At 73.3% G+C, this 20901-nt stretch carries 18 protein-coding genes; 6 read left to right on the forward strand and 12 right to left on the reverse strand.

Features of this window, described 5'->3' with window-relative positions:
- The first annotated feature begins 1 nt into the window (after position 1).
- The 4 genes from BLW86_RS05400 to BLW86_RS05415 are packed head-to-tail and all read left to right on the forward strand — an operon-like array spanning position 2 to position 4587.
- On the forward strand, positions 2–1342 hold the full coding sequence (locus BLW86_RS05400) for an ABC transporter substrate-binding protein (protein ID WP_093872948.1): 1341 nt from the start codon (positions 2–4) through the stop codon (positions 1340–1342).
- Positions 1339–2145: a rhamnogalacturonan acetylesterase gene (locus BLW86_RS05405; RefSeq protein ID WP_093872949.1), complete on the forward strand. Its 807-nt coding sequence runs from the start codon at positions 1339–1341 to the stop codon at positions 2143–2145. The genes BLW86_RS05400 and BLW86_RS05405 overlap by 4 nt, the downstream gene beginning before the upstream one ends.
- Entirely contained in the window at positions 2142–3437 is a 1296-nt protein-coding gene (locus BLW86_RS05410; protein ID WP_093872950.1) for a pectate lyase family protein, read from the forward strand. Before BLW86_RS05405 ends, BLW86_RS05410 begins: the two co-directional genes overlap by 4 nt.
- A gap of 19 nt (positions 3438–3456) precedes the next feature.
- Positions 3457–4587 carry a pectinesterase family protein gene (locus tag BLW86_RS05415; protein WP_093872951.1) on the forward strand — a complete coding sequence of 377 codons (1131 nt, stop codon included), beginning with the start codon at positions 3457–3459 and terminating at the stop codon, positions 4585–4587.
- 16 nt (positions 4588–4603) lie between these two features.
- On the opposite strand, the gene BLW86_RS05420 is transcribed toward BLW86_RS05415, so the two are convergent.
- From BLW86_RS05420 to BLW86_RS05450, 7 genes are all read right to left on the reverse strand, one after another.
- Complete coding sequence (locus BLW86_RS05420; RefSeq protein ID WP_093872952.1) at positions 4604–6106, reverse strand: carboxylesterase/lipase family protein; 1503 nt, start codon at positions 6104–6106, stop codon at positions 4604–4606.
- 91 nt (positions 6107–6197) lie between these two features.
- Entirely contained in the window at positions 6198–7865 is a 1668-nt protein-coding gene (locus tag BLW86_RS05425) for a rhamnogalacturonan lyase B N-terminal domain-containing protein (protein WP_093872953.1), read from the reverse strand.
- Positions 7866–7975: 110 nt separating this feature from the next.
- Positions 7976–8551 carry a hypothetical protein gene (locus BLW86_RS05430; protein ID WP_093872954.1) on the reverse strand — a complete coding sequence of 192 codons (576 nt, stop codon included), beginning with the start codon at positions 8549–8551 and terminating at the stop codon, positions 7976–7978.
- 173 nt (positions 8552–8724) lie between these two features.
- Positions 8725–9486, reverse strand: a complete 762-nt coding sequence (locus tag BLW86_RS05435) for a MerR family transcriptional regulator (RefSeq protein WP_093872955.1) — start codon at positions 9484–9486, stop codon at positions 8725–8727.
- An 86-nt stretch (positions 9487–9572) separates the two neighbouring features.
- A complete protein-coding gene (locus BLW86_RS05440) occupies positions 9573–10244 on the reverse strand; it encodes a hypothetical protein (protein WP_093872956.1) in 672 nt (223 codons plus the stop codon).
- Positions 10244–10783 carry a SigE family RNA polymerase sigma factor gene (locus BLW86_RS05445; RefSeq protein WP_256341227.1) on the reverse strand — a complete coding sequence of 180 codons (540 nt, stop codon included), beginning with the start codon at positions 10781–10783 and terminating at the stop codon, positions 10244–10246. The genes BLW86_RS05440 and BLW86_RS05445 overlap by 1 nt, the downstream gene beginning before the upstream one ends.
- Positions 10780–11814 carry a LacI family DNA-binding transcriptional regulator gene (locus BLW86_RS05450; protein ID WP_093872957.1) on the reverse strand — a complete coding sequence of 345 codons (1035 nt, stop codon included), beginning with the start codon at positions 11812–11814 and terminating at the stop codon, positions 10780–10782. Before BLW86_RS05450 ends, BLW86_RS05445 begins: the two co-directional genes overlap by 4 nt.
- Before the next feature lie 358 nt (positions 11815–12172).
- On the opposite strand from BLW86_RS05450, the gene BLW86_RS05455 reads away from it, so the two are divergent.
- On the forward strand, positions 12173–12631 hold the full coding sequence (locus BLW86_RS05455) for a DUF6325 family protein (protein WP_177181564.1): 459 nt from the start codon (positions 12173–12175) through the stop codon (positions 12629–12631).
- Positions 12632–12700: 69 nt separating this feature from the next.
- The gene (locus BLW86_RS05460) at positions 12701–12985 is read left to right on the forward strand and encodes an SHOCT domain-containing protein (RefSeq protein WP_093872958.1); all 285 of its coding nucleotides are present in this window, start codon (positions 12701–12703) and stop codon (positions 12983–12985) included.
- 33 nt (positions 12986–13018) lie between these two features.
- Here the strand turns inward: BLW86_RS05460 and BLW86_RS05465 are convergent, their stop codons facing one another.
- From BLW86_RS05465 to BLW86_RS05485, 5 genes are all read right to left on the reverse strand, one after another.
- Positions 13019–14326 carry a chloride channel protein gene (locus BLW86_RS05465; RefSeq protein WP_093872959.1) on the reverse strand — a complete coding sequence of 436 codons (1308 nt, stop codon included), beginning with the start codon at positions 14324–14326 and terminating at the stop codon, positions 13019–13021.
- 266 nt (positions 14327–14592) lie between these two features.
- On the reverse strand, positions 14593–14931 hold the full coding sequence (locus BLW86_RS05470; RefSeq protein WP_093872960.1) for a P-II family nitrogen regulator: 339 nt from the start codon (positions 14929–14931) through the stop codon (positions 14593–14595).
- Positions 14928–16250, reverse strand: a complete 1323-nt coding sequence (locus BLW86_RS05475) for an ammonium transporter (RefSeq protein WP_093872961.1) — start codon at positions 16248–16250, stop codon at positions 14928–14930. Before BLW86_RS05475 ends, BLW86_RS05470 begins: the two co-directional genes overlap by 4 nt.
- A gap of 205 nt (positions 16251–16455) precedes the next feature.
- On the reverse strand, positions 16456–17514 hold the full coding sequence (locus BLW86_RS05480) for a rhamnogalacturonan acetylesterase (RefSeq protein WP_093872962.1): 1059 nt from the start codon (positions 17512–17514) through the stop codon (positions 16456–16458).
- Positions 17515–17531: 17 nt separating this feature from the next.
- On the reverse strand, positions 17532–20264 hold the full coding sequence (locus tag BLW86_RS05485) for an exo-rhamnogalacturonan lyase family protein (protein ID WP_093872963.1): 2733 nt from the start codon (positions 20262–20264) through the stop codon (positions 17532–17534).
- Between the last annotated feature and the right edge of the window lie 637 nt (positions 20265–20901).

Genomic DNA, 20901 nt, shown 5'->3' on the forward strand with positions numbered 1-20901 from the left:
GATGACCATCTTCCCCGGCGGACGGCGCAGAGCCGCCCTCGCCCTCGCCCTGTCCGGTGTCCTCGCCCTGTCCGCCACCGCCTGCGGTGACGACGGCAGCGGCGCGGGCGGCGACAAGGGCACCGAGGGATCGGGCAAGGGAAAGATCACCTTCTGGGACAACAACGGCGGTGTCCGCACCGAGGTCTGGAAGGAGATCATCGCGGACTTCGAGAAGGCGAACCCCGACATCGACGTCGAGTACGTCGGGATCGCCTCCAAGGAGGTCCAGTCCAAGTACGACACCGCCATCCAGGGCGACGGACTGCCGGACGTGGGCGGCGTCGGCGCGGCGATGCTCGCCGGGATCGCCGCGCAGAACGCCCTGGAGCCGCTGGACGCCCGCATCGAGTCGAGCTCGCTCAAGGGGAAGCTGAACCCCGGCATGCTCGCGAGCGTGAAGTCCGCGGGCGGTCAGGGCAAGCTGTTCACCGTCCCCACCTCCGCCAGCAACGGCGTGCTGTACTACCGCACCGATCTGTTCAGGGCCGCGGGTCTGCCGGCGCCCACCACCTGGTCGAAGTTCTACGCGGCGGCCGACAAGCTGACCGCCGTCGACAAGAACCGTTTCGGCTACACGATCCGCGGCGGCGCCGGCTCCATCGCCCAGGCGCTCGACTCCATGTACGGCCAGAGCGGCATCACCAGCTTCTGGAACGGCGACAGGACCACGGTCAACGACCCGAAGAACGTGGCCGCCCTGGAGAAGTACGCGGCGCTGTTCAAGAAGAACACCCCGGCCGCCGACGTCAACAACGACTTCACCAAGATGGTCGCCCAGTGGGACAGCGGCCAGATCGGCATGCTGAACCACAACCTGGGCTCGTACCAGGACCATGTGAAGGCGCTCGGCACGGACAAGTTCCGGGGCATCCCGAACCCGACGCTCGACGACGGCACCCGCGTCCAGGTCTCCAACCCGGTCGACGGCCTCGGCCTCTTCTCGTCGAGCAAGAACAAGGCCGCCGCCTGGAAGTTCATCGAGTTCGCGGCCTCCCACGCCTCCAACAGCAAGTGGAACAGGTCCGCCGGCGCCATCCCCGCCAACACGGAGGCCGCCGCCGACCCGTGGCTCGCGGAGGCCGAGCCGACCAAGCTCGGCGCCGAGGTCCTCTTCAGCGGCAAGGCCACGATCGTGGAGCTGCCCTACTACCTGCCCGACTGGAACACCCTCTCCAAGGCCGACAACGAGCCCGGCTTCCAGAAGGTCCTGCTCGGCAAGTCCACCGCGAAGGAGTTCCTCGACCACCTCGCCGAGCAGCTGAACGCCGCCCAGGCCGAGTGGAAGCAGCAGAACCGGTGAGCGTCGGCCGCCGCGCGGTCGTCACGGCCGGGGCGGGCCTCGCGCTCGCCCTGGCCGGGTCCCCCGCCGCCCGAGCCCAAGGACACCCCCGTATGCGCACCCTGTTCATCGCGGGCGACTCCACGGCCGCCCAGAAGTACGCCGACGCCGCACCGGAGACCGGCTGGGGCATGGCGCTCCCCTTCTTCCTGCACCAGGGCCTGACCGTCGCCAACCACGCCGTCAACGGGCGCAGCACCAAGAGCTTCCTCGACGAGGGACGGCTCGAACCGGTCCTGGCGGCGCTGCGCCCCGGCGACCTGCTCCTGGTCCAGTTCGGCCACAACGACGAGAAGGCCGCCGACCCCGCCCGCTACACCGAGCCGTGGACCACCTACCAGGACAACCTGCGGGTCTTCGTCGAGGGCGCGCGCTCCCGGGGCGCCCTCCCAGTGCTCGCCACCCCCGTGGAGCGGCGGAAGTTCGCCGTGGACGGCACCGCGCTGCGCACCCACGGCGCCTACCCGGCGGCGATGCGGGAGGTGGCCCGGGAGTCGGACGTGCCGCTGCTCGACGTCGAGGCGCTGTCCCTGGCGCTGTGGCAGCGGCTGGGTCCGGAGGCCACGAAGACGTACTTCAACTGGACGGCGACCGAGCAGGACAACACCCACTTCAACCCGCCCGGGGCGATCGAGGTGGCCCGGCTCGTCACCGCCGAGCTGCTCGCCACCCACGTCCTCGCGCCGCGCGAGACGCGCCGCCTGCACGACGAGATCGACCCCGCCCGGATCACCTGGCCCGCTTCCGAGGAGAGCCTCGCATGAACCGACGCAAGCAGCTGGGAGTGGTGGCCGCGGCCGCCCTCGTCCTCACCGTCACCGCGCCGGCCGCCGGTGCGCACGCCGGTCACCGGCCGGCCGCCGACCCGGCCCGCGCGACCCTGCCGGCCGGGGACGGCTGGGCCGCCGCCGACGGCGGCACCACCGGCGGGTCCGCCGCCGACGCCTCCCGGGTCTTCACCGTCACCACCTGGGAGGAGTTCCGGGACGCGCTCGCCGTGCCCGGCACGGAGCCCCGCATCGTGAAGGTGGCCGGCGTCCTGAACGCGACCGCCGCGGGCTGCGCCGCCTTCGAGGCCCCCGGCTACGACTTCGCCCGCTACCTCGCCGACTACGACCCGGCCGTCTGGGGGTACGAGAACGAGGTCAAGGGCCCGCAGGAGGACCTGCGGGCGGCGTCCGCCACGGCACAGGGGCTGGCCGTCAAGGTGAAGGTGCCGGCCAACACCACGGTCCTGGGGGTCGGCAAGCACGCGGCGATCACCGGCGGCAGCCTCCAGGTCACGGGCGTGGACAACGTCGTCGTCCGCAACCTGACCCTGGAGAGCCCGCTCGACTGCTTCCCGCAGTGGGACCCCACGGACGGCGCCACCGGGGCGTGGAACTCCGAGTACGACAGCCTGGCCGTGTACGGCTCCACGCACGTCTGGATCGACCACAACACCTTCACCGACGGCGCCCACCCGGACGGTTCGCTGCCCTCGTACTACGGGGAGGTGTACCAGCAGCACGACGGCGAGCTGGACGTCGTGCGGGGCGCGGACCTCGTCACCGCCTCCTGGAACGTCTTCGCCGACCACGACAAGACCCTGATGATCGGCAACAGCGACAGCGCGGGCGCCACCGACCGGGGCAGGCTGCGCGTCACCCTCCACCACAACCTCTTCGAGGACGTGGTGGAGCGGGCGCCCCGGGTGCGCTTCGGCCGGGTCGACGCGTACAACAACCACTTCGTGGTGGCGAGTTCCGCGTACGTGTACAGCCTCGGCATCGGGCAGGAGTCGCAACTGGTCGCCGAGAAGAACGCGTTCACGCTCGCCGCGGACGTCCCCGCCGGGAAGATCCTGAAGAAGTGGAAGGACGCGCCGGTCACGACCACCGGCAACTACGTCAACGGCAGCCCGGTCGACCTGATCGCCGCGCACAACGCGCAGTACCCCACCGAGCAGCTCCGCGCGGACGCGGGCTGGACGCCCGTCCTGCGCACCCGGGTCGACCACCCGAAGGCCGTCCCCGCCCTCGTCGACCACCACGCGGGCGCCGGCCGCCTCCGCTGAGACCTCCAGGAGGACACGCATGCCCGCGCACCCCACCGGAGCCGAAGGCCCCGGACGCCGCGCCCTGCTCGCCGCCGGTCTCGGCGGCGCCCTCGCCCCGGGCCTGCCGGCCGGGACCGCGACCGCCGCTCCCCGAGCCCCTTTCGGTCGCCTCGGCTCGCCCGCCGACCGGCTCACCCGCCGGACCCGGTACGTCCACCCCGGCGGGCTCGGCGACCACACCACGGTCCAGGCGGCGGTCACGGCGGCCGACGGCCCCGACTGGACGCTGGTGCTCGCCCCCGGCACGTACCGCGAGACGGTCGTCGTCGGCCCCGACCGTACGGACATGACCTGGATCGGCGCGAGCGGGGATCCCCGGGACGTCGTCGTGGTGTACGCCAACGCGGCCGGCACGCCCCGGCCCGGCGGCGGCACCCACGGCACGTCCGGCTCCGCGACCACCACCGTCCAGGCGGACGGCTTCACCGCGCAGGACGTCACCTTCGCCAACGACTTCCTCCGCACGGACCTCCCCGGGAACCCCGGCACCCAGGCCGTCGCGCTGAAGGCGCAGGGCGACCGGTCGGCCTTCTTCCACTGCCGGTTCCTCGGCCACCAGGACACCCTGTACGCCGACTCCCCGACCCTCGCGGCCGTGGCCCGGCAGTACTTCGCGCACTGTCACGTGGAGGGCGACGTCGACTTCGTCTTCGGCCGGGCCCGGGCGGTCTTCGAGCACTGCCGCTTCCGTACGCTGCTCCGGCCGGACCTGGCGGCGGCCCCGTACGGCTTCGTCTTCGCGCCGTCCACGGCCCGGAGCGACCCGTACGGCTTCCTCGCCGCCCGCTGCCGGATCACCGGCGAGGCGCCGGACGGCTTCTACAAGCTGGCCCGGCCCTGGGTGCCGGGCTCCGACCCCACGGCACGGCCGTCGCTCGTGGTCCGGGACAGCTACCTCGGCCCCGGCATCGACGCCGTCGCCCCGTACGCGAACATGCGGGACGCCTACCCGTGGCAGGACCAGCGCTTCGCCGAGTACCGCAACACCGGGCCGGGTGCCGCGATCACGGTCCCGGAGAACCGCCCCCAGCTCGATCCCGCCGGGGCCGGGGCCGTGACCCGGAGGGCGTACCTGGGCGACTGGGCCCCGCGACGGCCCCGCGTCTGACGGGTCGCCCCGGTCCTCACGGACGGAGGAGGGGGAACTCGGCCTCCGCCCAGAGCTCCCGGGGAGCGGCGGGCACGTCGTGCGCGTCGCACTCGTCCGTCCGCCAGACCTTCGGCTGCCCCGGGGCTTCGTCGTACGAGGGCCAGCCCGGGTCTCCGCCGGCGGCGAAGCTGGCCCAGGCGCCCACCATCCGGCGGGCCAGGTCGTGGTCGGCGGGGGTGGGGGCGCCGCCGATGAGGAAGGCCACGCAGTCCTTGTCGACGTTGCCGAAGGCGAAGGGGATGTCCGCGCAGTGCCAGGCCCGCACGACCCCGTGCGGGCCGGTGCGCCGCCGGTCGAAGACGGACTGGAACGTCCGGCCGCCGCCCCGGGCGTGCTGCTCGACGAGCCGCCGGGCGTACTCCCCGAAGAGGAGGTCGCCGAAGACGGTCAGGTAGACGTCGAGCACGGGGGCGTCGGGCAGGGCGGCGCGACAGCCGGCAACGAGTCCGTCGGGAAGTCCGAAGTCCTCGGCGAAACGGTCGAGTTGCTCCTCGGTGGTGACCTTGGCGCTGCTGCCGACGGCGTCGAGCAGCCAGTACTCCTCCGTGGTGCGGCAGACCAGGAGGTCCACGTCCCGGCCCGCACCGGCGGCCAGGCCCGTGAGGGGGTCGACGGGCAGGACGTCTCCGTCCAGGACGGGGGCGTAGAGCGAGGGGTCGTAGTGGCGGGATCCGGAGGCGGGGTCGCGCCGGTACTTCTCGACGGCCCGGTCGGAGGCGGCGAGCAGCGCCTGCGGTGTCGCGGAGGCGAGGCCCTCGGGGGTGGCGGGGCAGCCGGCCGCGGCGGCGACCTCGCGCGTGGTCGCGGCGGCGAGGTCCCGTGGGTAGTGGGGGCTGGCGGGGCTGTGGGCGATGGCGCGGTGGAACAGGCCGCGGGCCCGGTCCATCACCATGAGGCAGGCGATCGACGCCGCCCCCGCGGAGTGACCGGCGACCGTGACGTTGTCGGGGTCGCCGCCGAACGCGGCGATGTTCTCCCGCACCCAGCGCAAGGCCGCGACCTGGTCGAGCAGCCCCCGGTTGTCGGGGAAGGCGGCTTCGTCGGCGTCCGGTATGTGTCCGAACCCCTCGAAGCCGACCCGGTAGTTGAGGGTGACCACGACCAGTCCGGCGCGGGCCAGGGCGTGGCCGTCGAGGTCGGGCTGGGCCGAGGAACCGAAGGTGTAGGCGCCGCCGTGGATCCAGACGAGGACGGGCAGCGAGCCGCCGTCCGGGGCCGGGGTCCAGACGTTGACGGTGAGGACGTCCTCGTCGCCGGGCGACCACACGGGAGAGCCCGGCAGCTCCGCCGTCTGCGGGGCGACGGGGCCGAAGGCCGTGCAGTCCCGCACTCCGGTCCACGCCTCCGCCGGGGCGGGCTCCCGGAACCGGAGGGCGCCGAACGGCGGTGCGGCGTAGGGGATTCCGAGTACGGCGACGACGTCGGAGGACGCCCGGAAGCCCCGTACCGCACCGCTGGTCGTCTTGAAGGTGTCCATGGGCTCAGCTTGCCACCGCGCCCCTGACCGGCACCAACACCAAGATCATGACGATTCACACGCTGTCGATGTCAATGCCGGGACACGGGCGTCAGGGCAGCAGGTCGACGCAGTCGATCGCGGTGCCGGGGCTGAGGAACCCGCTGCCGGAGGAACCGCTGACGATGTTCAGCCTGAGGACGTTGTACTGACTCGGGTCCGTCTTCCAGGCGCTCGCCGGGACGACGTAGGTGAAGGTGTGGTTGTTGCCCCGGTACGAGCCGTTGGTCAGCGACCGGGTCGACGGCTGGGACGGGGGCGAGGGGATCGCGGAGACCCAGTCGTTGACGGTCACCTGCGGGCGGCCGTTGAGGAAGGCCGTCGTGACGCCGATCCGCAGGGCGTGCGCGGCGGCGGCCTGGGCGGCGGTGAGCCTGAAGTACACGAGGACGCCGTCGTTGACGTCCTTCCAGAGGTAGCAGGGGAAGGCGCTCGTCACGGCCCCGCCGTCGACGACCACGTTGCCGGTCCAGGGCGCGGCCCGGACGTCGGCGGGGTGGGCGCGGGTCATGAGGGCCGCGTTCTTGAACGCGCCGGGGGTGCCGTCCCAGTCGCCGATGCGCCAGATCGCGGGCGCGGTGCTCGGGTCGTTGGCGAGGGTGATCGTGTGGAGCGCGGTGACGGCCCCGGCGGTGACGGTCACCGTGCCGGTGTGGACGGCCAGTTCGCCCTTGTACACGGTGAGGGTGTACGTGCCGGGCAGCATGCCCCGGCAGGAGAAGGCGCCGGTTCCGGCGGCGGCGCGGGTCCAGTACTGGGCGTCGGCGTTGGCGAAACCGACGGTGTACGGATGGTCCGCGGCCATGCCGGCGAGGCCGACGCCCGCGACCCGGCCGCGACCCGCCGCGCCGACCCAGTTCGGGATCCCGAGGCCGTCCACCCAGGAGGTGTCGTGGTTCGCGGCGTGGAGCGCCGGGTCGGGTGCGCCGCCGTCGGTGAACGCGAGGACGTACGGCCCCTGGAGGCCGAAGCGCATCGCCTCGGTCTGCGACTGGTTGTAGTGGAGGATCTCGTAGAGCCCGACGCCGAGTTCGTTGGAGTGGCGGAGCAGCGAGCGGTAGAAGGGCCCGCCGGAGGCCTTCTCGTGGTTGGAGCGGACCATCCAGAGGCCGACGGAGCCGGTGGTGTACCCGATGTGGTCGTAGTCCATGACGCGGACGCCCGAGTAGTGCTTGGAGCGGGTCTGCCCGTCGGTCCGCTGCCACACGTCCCCGGCCTCGATGACGGTGTCGGCGCCCTCGACCCAGGAGTCGGGGCCCTCGTTGGGGAAGATCCCCGGCTTGAGGCGGGCGATGAAGCGGGTGGCGGTGACGGAGGTGTCGGCCTTGTCGGTCCACAGGTAGACGTTGTTCAGTCCGGCGCGGGCGGCCAGGTGGTGGCGGAGGGTGCCGTGGACGACGGTGACGAGGACGGTGGAGCCGGTCTGCGCGAGGGACACGGCGGAGGCGCCGAGACCGGACTCGACGTGCGAGTGCTTGCCTCCGTACCCCTCGTACTCCTTGCCCCTGTGGACGAGGGAGGTGAGGTCGCCGGTCGACTTGGACACCTTGAGGACCAGTCCGGCGCCGGTGTCGACGACGTACTGGCCGCCGTCGTCGCTCCAGCCGAACCCGGCGGCCTCGGCGGACCCCCCGACGGCGGCGAGAGCGGCTCCGGCGGCCGCCGCACCGAGGAGGGCACGGCGGCGGAGGGGAGGCGTGGGAGTGTCGTACGGGCTCATCGGGATGCGGCTCCTTCGACGGGCGGTGTGGTCTCCCGTAGGTCGCCGCCGGGTGGCGAAGGGTTGCCGGGGTACGGCCGGGCGGCGAAAGGGATGCCGGAGGCGGCCGGTCACTCCTGGCGGCGCCGCCGGCCGTACGCGACGGTCAGGATCGCGAGGAGCGGGCCCCACAGCACGAGCGGGGCGTAGCAGACGTAGAAGGAGGCCGCCTCCCAACCGCCGGCCTCGCTGGGGAAATCGCCGGACAGCGCCTCGCCGCGGATGGTCGTGCCCATGATCTGGGTGGCGAGGGCCAGCACGGTCCACAGGAGCGTGAGGGCCGTGGCGCCGAGGGCGGCGGGGACGAGCACCGCCACGGGAGGGATCCGGCGGCCGCGCAGGACCGGGACCCAGGCGGGGACGACCTCACCCCAGCGGGCGACGAGACCGATCGCGGTGAACGCGACGGCCTCGGAGAATAGCGAGAGGAAGACGACGTACGCCCGCTCGCCGATGCCGATCCCGGAGTCGAAGGCCGCCGGGAGACGCCAGAGCCCCGCGGGGAGGACGGTGAACGGCACGGCGTAGGCGAGGAGTCGGACGCGCCGGGAGACCCCTGGCACGGTCTCGTGGGCGGCGCGCCAGGCGGCTCGGAACCTTCCCGGGGCCGTCGGTACCCGGTCTTCGCTGCGGGAGGGCGTCTTCATGGCGCGGTCCTCGGTGCCGGGGGCCGGTGGTCGGCCCGTCACCGACGACGATTCCGCCGACGGGGCGCCGACGGATCGCCCGCCGGACCGAACCCCCTCCGCCGCACGGGCGAGAGGGGGCCGGTCCGGAGTCGCGGGTCAGGGCCTGTCCGGAAGACAGGCCCTGACCGTCCTCAGCTCAGCCGGGTGTCCGCGTAGACGGCCATCGCCCGCTGCTGGTACTCGGCGAGGCCGTCGGCGATCCTGTCGAAGTTCTCGCGGAAGCGCGGGTCCTCGACATAGGTCCGGGCCAGACCCCGGTACGCCTCCGCGCACGGGGTCCAGAAGCGGCAGACGCCCTGGTAGTGGGCGTCCACCTCGGCCTGGACCGCCGGGTCGGCGACGGGCGTGCCGGCGGCCATGTGCTCGGCGAAGCGGATCATCTGGGCGGTGACCTCGCGCTGCCACTGCTCGGTGGTCTCGGGGGTCAGCCCTTCGACGGCCTGCCGGGACTGCTCGTACGCCTCCGGCCAGCGCTCCCGCGCCTCGGCCTCGATGGCGGGGTCGGCCTGGAAGCCCTCGAAGAGGTTCTCGGGGCGGTTGATGCTCACCATGTCCTGGTTCTCGCTTTCCTCGAGTTCGGCGATGGTGCGGGCCACCGTGCGGGCCAAGGTGCCGAGCCGGTCCTGCTCCGCGAGCAGCCGGGCGTGGTGCTCTCGCAGGACGGCCACGCGGTCGGCCCCGCTGTCCAGGACCTCCCGGATCTCGCGCAGGCCGAGGTCCAGCTCCCGCATGAGCAGGATCTGCTGGAGGCGCAGCAACTGGGGCTCCTCGTAGTACCGGTGCCCGTCGCCCGCGGTCCACGCGGGCGCGAGCAGGCCGACCTCGTCGTAGTGCCGCAGCGTCCGGGAGGTCACCCCGGACATCCGGGCCACATCCGCGATCGACCAGGCCATGACGGTGTCCTTCCCTCGCCGGGGACCGGTCTCTCCGGCCCCGTACGAAGACCGTAGGAGTTGACGCCGCGTCAACCGCAAGTCGTTCAGGCCCCGCCCCGGGGGCCGAAGCCGCCCCGGAGGGTGGTGCGGCCGCCGTCGGAACCGGTGAGGAGGACGGTGTACGTGTCGGCCGAGGCGTCCCGTACGCCCTCGGCGTGGTTGTACTGGGCGGCGAAGGCGTGGGGGCCGGGCGGCACCGTACGGCCCGGCTTGAGGGTCCACCGGTAGACCAGGGCACGGGGCTCCTCGGTCACCGTGACGGTGAAGTCCTCGGCGGGCCGGGTGCGCCAGTGGCCGGTGCTCACGACGCCGGGGGTGCGGGCGACCCGCAGCTCGACGGTGAGGCCGGCGGCCGGGGACTCCGTCGTCACGGCGAGGTCGCTCTGCGCCCACCAGCGGTTGCTGCCGGGGTCGATCGTGCCGGCCGCCCGTGCCGTCGGGCCGGGCGCGGGCAGGGTGGCGGCGGGCCCGGCGGGCCGGTCGTCCAGGGTGGTCGCCGCGAGGCCGCCGAGGCCGACGACCCCGGCGACGGCCGCGGCGACGACGACGGCCGCCGGCCAGCGGCGACCGGACCACGGGCGCGGCGGCCGGGCCCGGCGCCCGGCCGGGGCGGGCGCGGCCATGCCCCGCTCCACCCGGGCGAGGATGCGGGCGTGGTCGGGCCGGTGCGCGAGCGCTGCCTCCCGCAGCTCGCGGCGGAGCTGTGCCTCGTCCATCAGCGCCTTCCCGCGGCGAGTTCGGTGGCGGCCCGGTCGCCGAGCAGCCGCTGGAGTTCCGCCATGCCCTTGGCCGTCTGGCTCTTGACCGTGCCGACGGAGACGCCGAGCGCGAGGGCGGTGTCGCGTTCGGAGAGGTCGAAGGCGTGCCGGAGCACCACGCAGGCGCGCTTGCGGAAGGGCAGGGCGCGCAGGGCGGTGCGGACGTCGACGACGGCGGGTACGTCCGGGTCCTCGGTGTGCTCCGGGCGCCGGTCCCAGAAGGCCGCGATCCGGCGCCGCTCGCGGACGGTGCCGCGGATGCGGGTGCGGACGAGGTTGGCGACGACGCCCCGGGCGTAGGCGGCGGGGTGGTCGGCGGCGCGGACCCGGTCCCAGCGGTTCCAGAGGGCGAGCATGGCGTCGGCGGCCACGTCGTCGGCGGCGTCGGTCTCGCCGGTCAGCAGATGGGCGAGGCGCGCGAGTTCGGCGTAGTGGCGCTCGAAGAAGGCCCGGAACTCCGTCGCGCTGTCCTCGGCCCCGGCGTCCGCCGTGATCACGAGACCGCGGCGGACGCCGGGCCCGTGCTCGCGCGGGGCGTCAGACGGGGCGCGATGAGCTCCGTGCCCCGCGGGGCCTCGCCCGCCAGGCGCGCGACGAGCCGCTCGACGGCCAGCCGGCCCATCTCCCCGGCCGGTACGGAGACGGAGGTGAGCGGCACGGAGGCGTGCACGGCGACCTGGTCGGGGCAGATGGCGACGACGGACACGTCCTCGGGCACGGCACGGCCCTGGTGGCGCAGGAGCGCGAGGAGCGGCTCGACGGCGGCCTCGTTCTGGACGACGAGGGCCGTGGTGCCGGGGCGCTCCTCGAAGACGCGGGTGACGGCGGCGGCGACGGCCGCGTAGGTGCCCTCGACGGGCCGGTGGAGCAGCCCCACGCCGTGGGCGCCGGCGGCGCCGCGCAGACCGGTGAGGGTGCGGGCGGCGAAGCCCGTGCCCCTCTCGTACACGGCGGGAGGTTCGCCGAGGACGGCGATCCGGGTGTGGCCGAGACCGGCGAGGTGCTCGACGCAGCGGACTCCGGCGGCCTCGAAGTCGAGGTCGACGCAGTCGAGTCCGGTGGCGTCGGCGGCCTCGGTGGTCTCGGCGGGCAGGCCGATGAGGACGGAGGGCCGTTCGGCCTCCTGGAGGCAGGGCAGCCGGGGGTCGTCGAGCCCCACGTCCATGACGACCATGGCGTCGGCGACGGCACTGCCCTCGACGCGGCGGACGGCCTCGGGGCCTTCCTCGCCGGTGAGCAGCAGCACGTCGTAGCCGTGGGAGCGGGCCGTGGTGGTGACGGCCATCGCGATCTCCATCATCACCGGCACGTAGAGGCCGGTGCGGAGCGGCATCATCAGCGCGAGGGTGTTCGTCTGACTGCTGGCGAGGGCGCGGGCGCCGGCGTGCGGCCGGTAGCCGAGGACGTCGATGCTGTGCTGGATGCGCTCGCGGGTGGGCGCGGATATGGGCCGTTTGCCGCTGAGCACGTAGCTGACGGTGCTGGCCGAGACCCCGGCGTGGCGGGCGACATCGGCGAGGGTGACCACGTGCGTGCTCCTGGACGGTTCCCGGTGTTCCGGGCGACCGCCCGACGATTCGGCCCCGACCCTAAGCGGCGGCTCGACGAGCTGTCCAGACGGGCAGCGAGGACTCCGGTGTCCGGGGGCGCGCTCGCCCGTACCCCGGTGGGCGAGCGTCCCGCGGGGGGCGAGGGGCGTCCCCTGCCCGAGCGGGGCCGAGGGCCTGCCGAGGCGGCGACCGGTCGTGACCGCCTCCTGTGAACGTGCGAAGCGCTCCGGCGGATGCTCGAATGGGAGAGGACTGCCTCCGGTCGCGTCCGGCGAGATGCGATACGGATGGGAGCGAGTTTCGGTCAGTTCCTCACCAACCGTGTGCGGAGTGGTCATGAGCGACGAATTCGAGGACATGGGACCGGTGGACTATCTGGTCATCGAGTTCCCCGGCAACCGCATGACGGGCAAGGGGCTGCCCATGCTCCTCGACCTGGTAGACAGAGGCATCGTCCGCATTCTCGATCTCGCGTTCGTCCGGAAGGACACCGACGGCAGTGTGGTCGGCATGGAACTTCGGGACCTCGACGCCGACGGCGAGTTGGACCTGTCCGTGTTCGAGGGTTCCTCATCCGGGCTCCTCGGACAGGACGACTTCGACGAGGCGGGGGCGGCCCTCGAGCCGGGCAATTCCGCCGGCATCCTCGTCTACGAGAACCTCTGGGCCGCCCCCCTCGCGCGGGAACTGCGGCGCGGCGGCGCGCAGCTCGTGGCCGGCGGGCGCATCCCCGTGCAGGCCCTGCTGGCCTCGCTGGACACCGGGGAGGAAGCCGGCGGCAGCGCCGCTGCCTGACGCCGGCGGACGACCGTCTCGGGTGACCGAGAAGGCCGACCCACTCGAAAGCGGTCAAGGAGGACCGACATGCCAGGGCTTCTCAGAGGTGTGGCACGCACCGCGGTGGTGGCCGGGACGGCGACCGCCGTCTCCAACAGGGTCTCGCGACGTCAGGCGGGCCGTTGGGCCCAACAGGACACGGCGGCGGCCGAACAGTACGCACCGCCACCGCCACAGGCCGCGCCTCCCGCACCGGCCGACGACATGAGCAGCAAGATCGACCAGCTCAAGGAACTCGGAAAACTGAAGGAACAAGGCGTACTGACCGAGGAGGAGTTCGCGGTTCAGAAGAGCCGGATCCTCGGCTCCTGACCGCCGGCGCGAGCGTCCCCCGCCCCGAGCGGCTCACGGTTGCCGGGGCGAGGGACGGCGCGGTCGACCGCTCGGAAGCTCGCTGAAGGCAGGGATGCGAGGGCCCTGCGGCAGGAGCTCGGTGACGACGAAGGACAGGACGACGGCCAGCACCACCAGGGCCACCGTCTCGACGTTGCCCAGCAGGAGAACGACCAGGATCACACTGCTCACGGGCAGCCGCAGGGCGGCGGTCACCGAGGCGGCCATGCCGACCGCCATCGCCGGCACAAGGCCCAGGCCCGGCAGCGGGGCCAGCAGGACTCCGGTCGCCCCGCCCAGGAACAGGGCGGGGAAGACGGGGCCGCCGCGAAGGCCGCCCAGACACAGCGTGTACGCGAGCCCCTTGAAGACCAGCACCGCGACGAGGGCGCCCACCGACCACGCGTGGGGATCCCGCGCCAGGTCGGACAGCGTGGCCTCGCCGGACAGAGCCGCCTCCGCCGGCGAGCGACCGGTGGTGACGGCGTAGAGCGTGACGCAGACCGCCGCGCCCGTCGCGCAGAGGACGGTGTTCCGTACGATCCGGCTCACCACGAAGCGCGCCGCGAACCGGCCGCCCACGAGGGTCCCGTGGACGACGAACGCGACAGCGGGCGCCACCACGAGCACCCACAGCACATCCGCCACGTCGAGCGGTGGCGGCTCGGGCAGACCGATGTCCAGGCTTCCCGTCTCCAGTCCCGTCCAGTGGACGAACCCGGTGAAGATCAGCGCTCCCACGCCGCTGGACAGCAGGGCCGGAAGGATCACCGCGAACAGCTGGGGTCCGCCCACCCCGGCCACCTCCATGAGCAGCACGGCGCCGACCACCGGGTTCCCGAAGAGCGCGGAAATGGCCGCCGCCGCCCCTGCGGCGCCGAGCAGCGCCGTGCTCGCCTGCGCCTGCGGTGCCCGGGCCAGGCCGGCGAAGAACAGCGCCAGCCCCCCTCCGAGGGCGATCAACGGTGCCTCGGGCCCCAGGACGGCGCCCAGCGGAAGACCGGCCACCGCGGTGAGGACGACACCGGGCAGCGCCGCCTTCGAGACCCCTTCCGCATGGAGCCCGCCCGCCGGAACGTGCCCGCCCCGGCCGGGAAGGCGTGCGACCACCAGACCGACGACGAGGCCGGCGACCGGCAGCAGGGCGAGCCCCCACCACCAGGGAGCCTGCTTCCAGCCCAGGTCCCTGGGCCAGTCCGTCCAGACGAGCTGCTCGAGCTCGTGCAGCATCACGAGGAACCAGAAGGCGACGAGCGCCACCGGAACGCCGATCAGCCCGGAGAACACCAGACCCTTGCGGTATTCGGGTCGCCGCAGCATGGTCCGCAGCAGGTCGGCTTCCTGGGGCTGGCTTCCCGGAGCGTCCGCCGAGGGGGGCTGCGGTGGGGTTCCGGCGATGGGGTCCTCCTCGGCTCGGCACCACCCCAGGAGGCCAGGTCGGTGAGGCACGGGTGGCGATAGCGGCGCATATGCGGGCGTATATACCGTGCGGGCGGCACGGTTATGCGCGTGCGCATCGATTCCGCGTCGCGACAGCCCCGGAGGGGTCTCCCCGGCCGGGACCGGTTCCCGGCGCGGCCCGTACGTCAGAGCGCGTCCGGGCCGCGCTGTCCCGTGCGTACGCGCACCACCGTCTCCACCGGCACCGCCCACACCTTGCCGTCGCCGATCTTGCCGGTGTGGGCGGCACGGACGATGGCGTCGACGACCGGGTCCGCGTCGGCGTCCTCGACGACGACTTCGATGCGGGCCTTGGGGACCAGGTCCACCCGGTACTCGGCGCCCCGGTACACCTCGGTGTGGCCACGCTGGCGCCCGTAGCCGCTGGCCTCGGTGACCGTGAGCCCGTTGACGCCGAGTTCCTGGAGCGCGTTCTTCACCTCGTCAAGACGGAACGGCTTGACGATCGCGGTGATCAGCTTCATGCGGAGGGCTTCCTGTCCTTGACGGGCGAGGTGACGGGGGACGCGGCGTGCAGCGGCGAGCCGCCGTGGCCGAGCACGCCGTGATCGTAGGCGGTCTCCGCGTGCACCGTCTGGTCGAGTCCCGTCACCTCCTCCTCGGCGGAGGCCCGAAGTCCCATCACCCGGTCGAGAACCTTGCCGATCCCGTAGGTGACGAGGAAGGTGTACGCCGCCACGGCCGCCACCGCGAGGGCCTGCCGACCGAGCTGGGCGAGCCCGCCGCCGTAGAACAGCCCCTCCTTGCCGCCGGTCATCTCCGAGGTCGCGAACAGGCCGATCAGCAGTGTGCCGATGACACCGCCGGCGAAGTGCACGCCCACGACGTCGAGCGAGTCGTCGTACCCGAAGCGGAACTTCCAGGCGACCGCGTACGAGCAGACGACGCCCGCGGCGAGACCGACCGCCGCCGCCCCGGGCATCGCGACGACCCCGCACGCCGGAGTGATCGCCACGAGGCCCGCGACCGCGCCGGACGCCGCGCCGAACGTGGTCGGGTGGCCGTCGCGCCGCTGCTCGACGAAGAGCCAGCCGAGCAGGCCGGTGGACCCGGCGACGAGGGTGTTGAGGAGGGACGCGGCCGCCAGGCCGTTCGCGCCGAGCGCCGAACCGCCGTTGAAGCCGAGCCAGCCGAACCAGAGGAGGCCCGCGCCGAGCAGCACCATCGGCAGGTTGTGCGGCCGCATCGCCTCCTTCTTGAAGCCGATGCGCGGGCCGATCACCAGGCACAGCGCGAGGCCGGACGCGCCCGACGCGATCTCGACGACGAGTCCGCCCGCGAAGTCGAGGGCGCCCAGCGAGTGCGCGATCCAGCCGCCGGGACCCCACACCCAGTGCGCCACGGGAACGTATACGAGCAGCGTCCACACCGGCACGAAGACGAGCCAGCCCGCGAATCTGGTGCGGTCCGCGACCGCGCCGCTGATCAGCGCCGCCGTGATGATCGCGAACGTCAGCTGGAAGGTGCTGAAGAGGAACGTGGGAACCGTGCCGGTGAGGCTGTCCGGACCGATGCCTGCCAGACCGAGGTGCCCCAGGCCGCCGATCAGACCGCCGAAGGCGTCGTCGTCGAACGCGAGCGAGTGACCCGCGACCAGCCAGACCACCGTCACGAGGGCGATCGACACGAAGCTCATCATCAGCATGTTGAGGACGCTCTTCGTACGGACCATGCCCCCGTAGAACAGGGCCAGGCCAGGGGTCATCAGCAGAACGAGCGCGGTGGCGACGAGCAGCCAGGCGGTGTCGCCGGTGTCGAGCCGGGGTACGGCGGCGAGGGGCATCGAAGGTCTCCTCCTACGGTTTGGGGAAGAGCCTCATGGCGGCGCATTTCGCGATGCGTACACGGAAGTTTCCGCCGTGTTTCGCATGGCGCGGATATTGCCGAACCCTCACGTCGCACCCCGCTCCGCCCTGGGGGTCCCCGGACGGAGTCCGGGGAGGGACGACCGCCCGCGACGGGCGGAGGCGGGCCACGACGGGCAGCGGTTAGCGGAAGCGCGCGGGCGGCAGGACGCCCTGGGCTCGTAGGCCGGCCGCGACCAGCGTCGCGTACTCCGCGGCCCCCCGTGCCGACGTGTGGGTGTTGTCCCGCTTCTCCGCCGTCAGGTACAGCCCCTTCGACACCTCGGGCCCCAGCTCCTCGACCCGCGCCTTCGTGAGGGCGGTGAGGTCGATCAGCGGGGTGCCGAGCGAGCCGGCGAGGGCGCGGATCTCGGCGGGGTGGTCGACGCCGAGGCCGTTGACGAGCAGGGCGGTGCCGTTGTTCAGGGTGCCGTCGGCGTTGAACCAGCGGCGGACGACGGGCGTGACGAGGACCGGTTCGCCGCCCCTCGCCCGTACCCGCTCGACAAGAACCGTGAGGTTGGCCCGGTAGGTGGCCGCGTCGGTCTGCTTGTCGTTGTGGGCGAGCTGGATCAGGACGGGGTCGCCGGGCCGGATCTCCGCCTCGACCCGGTCGAAGAGCGCCGGGTTCGCCAGGAAGGTGCCGGTGCTCTCGCCGGAGTCGGCGTGGTTGGCGACGGCGACGCCCCGCGCGAGGTGGACGGGCAGCATCTGACCCCAGCCGGCGTACGGATCGGCCGGCTGGTCGCAGACGGTCGAGTCCCCGACCAGGAAGAGGCGCCGGGCGGCGGGGGCCGGGGTGATCCGGAGCGAGGTCACGCGCGGCGCGGACCCGCCGAGGACGAGGTCGAGGCCCGGGCTGCCGGCGGCTCCGGTGGGCTCGCCCTCCGGCTCGCGGACGTCCACGGTGAAGGAACGCCGGAGCCGCTCCCCCGCTCCGGTGGCGGTCTCGGCGAGCAGGGCCCGCCGGGTCTCGCCGGTGACGGCGGTCGCGCCGGCGGCCCGGCCGCCGAGGGTCACGGTCACGTCGTACGTACCGGGGGCCACGTCGAAGTGGCAGGCGAGCGTCCCGGTGTCCGTGGGGGCGCAGTGGTCGAGGCCCCGGCCGAAGGAGCCGTCCGCGTGGGCGGCGGGTGCGGCGGGTGCGGCGGCGAGCGTCCCGAGCAGGGTCGCCGCCGCGGCGAGGAGTGCGGTCGTGCGCATCGTGGTCCTCTCGGTGCTCACTGGGGAAGGTGGTCGCCGACGAGGGCGAGGTTCTGGATGGCGGCGAGGCCGAACAGGGCGGTGGTGTTGGTGCTGATCCACAGGTGTTCGTAGCCGGGTTCGAGGGCGGCGGAGCCCTGGACGGGGGTCTTGTCCCAGACCATGGCCGCCGTGTAGCCGTCGCTCTTGTCGAACTTGGCCCAGGCCCGCTGGGCGAGCTTGGTGTCGTTCGACCGGGCGGCGGCGTAGGCGTCCAGGCGCGAGTGGCCCTGGAAGAGGAGCAGGGTGCCGAAGTTCTGCCCGTAGCGGGCGGCCTGTTCGGTCTTGGTGGCGTTGAAGTAGCGGCAGTAGTCCAGCCAGGCGCTCTCGAAGGCGGGTATGTCGATGAGGTCGATGAGCTCGGCGCACATCTCGACCAGGCCGAACATGGCGGAGAGGTGGGAGACGCCGACGACGGGCTTGTCGGCGATCGCGAAGCGGCCGGTGTCGAGGTCGTAGAGGCCGGTGCCCTGGACGAAGCCGTTGGGCTGGGCGGCGATCGTCTCCATGGTGGAGCGGAGCCGGGCCTCGGCCTTGGCGGCCTTGGGTCCGCCGCGCTCCCACTCGGTGAGCCAGGCGGCGGCGAGGCCGCTCCAGTCGGTGCCGAAGCCGACGGAGAGGGCGTGCCGGTCGGGGGTGTAGGGCTCGGTGCGGATCTTGCGGATGGGGTCGAGGACGAGGAAGGTCTCGTCGGAGTCGACCTGGTCGTGCATGAGGTCGCCGACGCGTTCGTCGGCGGTGAGGAAGTAGTACGGGCGGCGGTAGACGGCGGTGGAGATGCGCTGCTGCTTGGCGCTGTCGGCGAAGTGCTGGACGCCGTGGCGGGTGCCGAGGCCGGCCCACTTGCCGAGGTGGTAGACGTCGACCTCGCCGGTGTGGCGGGTCATGGCCTCGGCGAAGCGGAAGACGTCGGCGCGGCCGGAGCGCAGGTAGGCGTACCAGAGCCAGAGGTCGGGCGAGAGTTCGGAGTTGTCCCAGGCGTAGCCGCCGACGTCGTACCGCCACTGGTGCCGGTCCTCGTCGTAGGTGTGCATGATGTCGCCGTAGTCCCAGAAGCCGTACCAACGGCGTTGCTCGGCCTGGTCCTTGTAGTAGGTGAAGAGGTAGTCGAGGTGGTCCTCGATCCTCGCCTTCGCCGGGGTGGAGCGGTCGACCGGTGAGAACAGTCCGCCGAACACCCGGGCACGGACGAGGTCCTCGGGGCTCGCGGCGAGCTGCGGCGGGGTGCGGACGGCGGCCGCCTGGGCGACGAGCGTGGCGGCGGTGGGGGTGGCGGCGTTGGCCCAGAACATCAGCTCGCTGGTGCGGGCGATGCCGTAGGGAGTGCCGAAGCCGGGCTCGTGGTCCTCGTAGGTGATGTTGAGGCCTTCGAGCTGCTCGGGGTACGTGTCCTGGCCCATGCCGTCGTGGTAGAAGCGCAGGTCCATGGGCTGGGCCTCGGGCGACCAGAGCCAGAGGGTGACCTCGGCGGCGTCGCCGGCCGCGCCCCGGATGTCGAGCTGGGCGGGGTGCTTCTGCCAGAAGTCCCGCAGGCCGAAGGAGAGTCCGCCGGTCACCCCGCCGACGTAGCCGAAGCCGCCGGCGCGGCGGCCGCCACCGGCCGCGATCCAGCCGTGGCCGGGCCTGGTGCGCTTGCGGAGGGTGAAGCCGTCGGCGGAGAGCTGGGCGAGGGTGTAGTCGCCCCAGGTGGGGACGTACTGCATGCGGGTGGTGACGCGCTGGTCCCAGGTGGCGGGGTCGGGCAGCTTCTCGCCCCTGACCTGCGCCGTGCGGACGGCGGCGCCGGGGTCGCGGCGCAGGCCGGTGACGCCCTGGACGGCCTCGGTGAGGAATCCGGCGCCCTCGCCGGCGATGCGGACGTGCCGGTCGTGGGCGGCGTCGCGCATGGGGACGGTGAAGCGGACGCCGATGCCGCGGATGAAGTCTTTGTTCTGGTCGCCGTCGTACGTGATGGTGTGGACCATACGGAACGACTCGGAGCCCGCGTAGAAGTACAGCCGCACGGAGAACGGCAGCCAACTGCGACTGCCCTTGCGGTGCTTGCCGTCGATCCGCACCACGGCCCGGACGGGACCGGTCTGTTCGACGGTGGCGCCCGAGATCTCGCCGTCGAACCGCTCCCACTTGGCGTTGCCGTGGTCGCCGTCGTCGAGGTCGCCCTGCCGGAGGAGGACGAGGCGGCCGTCGGTGGCGATCTTCACGCCGTCGCGGGTGACGGACTCGACGAGCTTCCCGCCGTCCTTGGAGACGACGGCCCGGACGGTGCCGGTGTCGACGGTGATCCGCCGGTCGGTCTCGGTGACGGACACGGTCTTCGCGCCGGTCACGGGGGCCCCGGGGCCCAGGGTGAACCGCTCGGCCCCCGCCGCCTCGGGGCCGACGGCGTGCGCGGTCCACTTGAGGGAACCGTCGGGCCAACGGGCGGTCGTCCAGGTCTGTACGGGGACGGGGGCGCCGTCGGCGGTGGTCAGCGCGAACGTCCGGTCGGCGGGGTGGACGCCCTTGGGCCAGGCGACGCCGAAGGTCGACCCGGCGGCCGCTCCGAGCCCGCCGGGCTCCAGCCAGGTGACGGTCGCGGGCCGCTCGGCCGCCGGAACCTCGGCGGCCCCGGCGGCCCGCGCGTCCCCGCGCCCGAGGACCCGACTGAACTGGGCGGAGGCGCCTGCGAGGGCGGCGGCCTTGAGGAGGGAACGACGGGGAAGGGGGGACATGGGGCTCCTTTCGGGGACATGCGTGGGGCATGCCTGCGGAAGTGGAAGGTGCGGGGGCCTCGGCCGGCTGGGCCGTGGCGCTACGGAACGACGGGCGGGACCCGGCCCCGAAGCCCTGGGCCGCAGCCCGACGCGCGCTGTGCGGGGCGCGCGCCCGGCGGGGCGGTGTCCTGGCGCGCCCGCCGTGTGGGCTGCGCCCGCTGGCCGGTGCCCCTCCCACCGCCCACCGCCGTGTGGGCAATCGTCCCGCTGGGGCGGGACGGGTGGGCACACGGGACGGCGCCCCTTAGCGGCGCCTCCGCGTTCCGAGCCTGGACCCGCACCACGTGTGCGCCGTACCTGTCGGTGCGGGTTCAGGCTCGGGAGCCTCGGGCGCCGGCAAGGGCGCCGTTCCGTTGTGCCCACCCTCCCCCAAGCTCTCGGCTTCGCTCGAGCAGGGGGGACCCCCTCGCCCCAGCGGAACGCATGCCCACAACGGGGGGCGCGGGGGTGGGCACCGCCCCGGCGGAACGCATGCCCACAACGGGGGGCGGGGGGGTGGGCACCGCCCCAGCGGAACGACTGCCCACAACGGGGGTGCGGGGGTGGGCACCGCCCCGGCGGGCGCGCCCGCAACGGGGGCGGTGGGCACCGTCCC

Origin of the sequence: Streptomyces sp. TLI_105 (assembly GCF_900105415.1) — a bacterium.
GTDB lineage: Bacteria > Actinomycetota > Actinomycetes > Streptomycetales > Streptomycetaceae > Streptomyces.

Coding starts and splice junctions, on each gene's coding strand:
- BLW86_RS05400 (WP_093872948.1), top strand. CDS start 2: ATGACCATCTTCCCCGGCGGACGGCGCAGAGCCGCCCTCGCCCTCGCC.
- BLW86_RS05410 (WP_093872950.1), top strand. CDS start 2,142: ATGAACCGACGCAAGCAGCTGGGAGTGGTGGCCGCGGCCGCCCTCGTC.
- BLW86_RS05415 (WP_093872951.1), top strand. CDS start 3,457: ATGCCCGCGCACCCCACCGGAGCCGAAGGCCCCGGACGCCGCGCCCTG.
- BLW86_RS05420 (WP_093872952.1), bottom strand. CDS start 6,106: ATGGACACCTTCAAGACGACCAGCGGTGCGGTACGGGGCTTCCGGGCG.
- BLW86_RS05425 (WP_093872953.1), bottom strand. CDS start 7,865: ATGAGCCCGTACGACACTCCCACGCCTCCCCTCCGCCGCCGTGCCCTC.
- BLW86_RS05430 (WP_093872954.1), bottom strand. CDS start 8,551: ATGAAGACGCCCTCCCGCAGCGAAGACCGGGTACCGACGGCCCCGGGA.
- BLW86_RS05435 (WP_093872955.1), bottom strand. CDS start 9,486: ATGGCCTGGTCGATCGCGGATGTGGCCCGGATGTCCGGGGTGACCTCC.
- BLW86_RS05440 (WP_093872956.1), bottom strand. CDS start 10,244: ATGGACGAGGCACAGCTCCGCCGCGAGCTGCGGGAGGCAGCGCTCGCG.
- BLW86_RS05455 (WP_177181564.1), top strand. CDS start 12,173: ATGAGCGACGAATTCGAGGACATGGGACCGGTGGACTATCTGGTCATC.
- BLW86_RS05460 (WP_093872958.1), top strand. CDS start 12,701: ATGCCAGGGCTTCTCAGAGGTGTGGCACGCACCGCGGTGGTGGCCGGG.
- BLW86_RS05465 (WP_093872959.1), bottom strand. CDS start 14,326: ATGCTGCGGCGACCCGAATACCGCAAGGGTCTGGTGTTCTCCGGGCTG.
- BLW86_RS05470 (WP_093872960.1), bottom strand. CDS start 14,931: ATGAAGCTGATCACCGCGATCGTCAAGCCGTTCCGTCTTGACGAGGTG.
- BLW86_RS05475 (WP_093872961.1), bottom strand. CDS start 16,250: ATGCCCCTCGCCGCCGTACCCCGGCTCGACACCGGCGACACCGCCTGG.
- BLW86_RS05480 (WP_093872962.1), bottom strand. CDS start 17,514: ATGCGCACGACCGCACTCCTCGCCGCGGCGGCGACCCTGCTCGGGACG.
- BLW86_RS05485 (WP_093872963.1), bottom strand. CDS start 20,264: ATGTCCCCCCTTCCCCGTCGTTCCCTCCTCAAGGCCGCCGCCCTCGCA.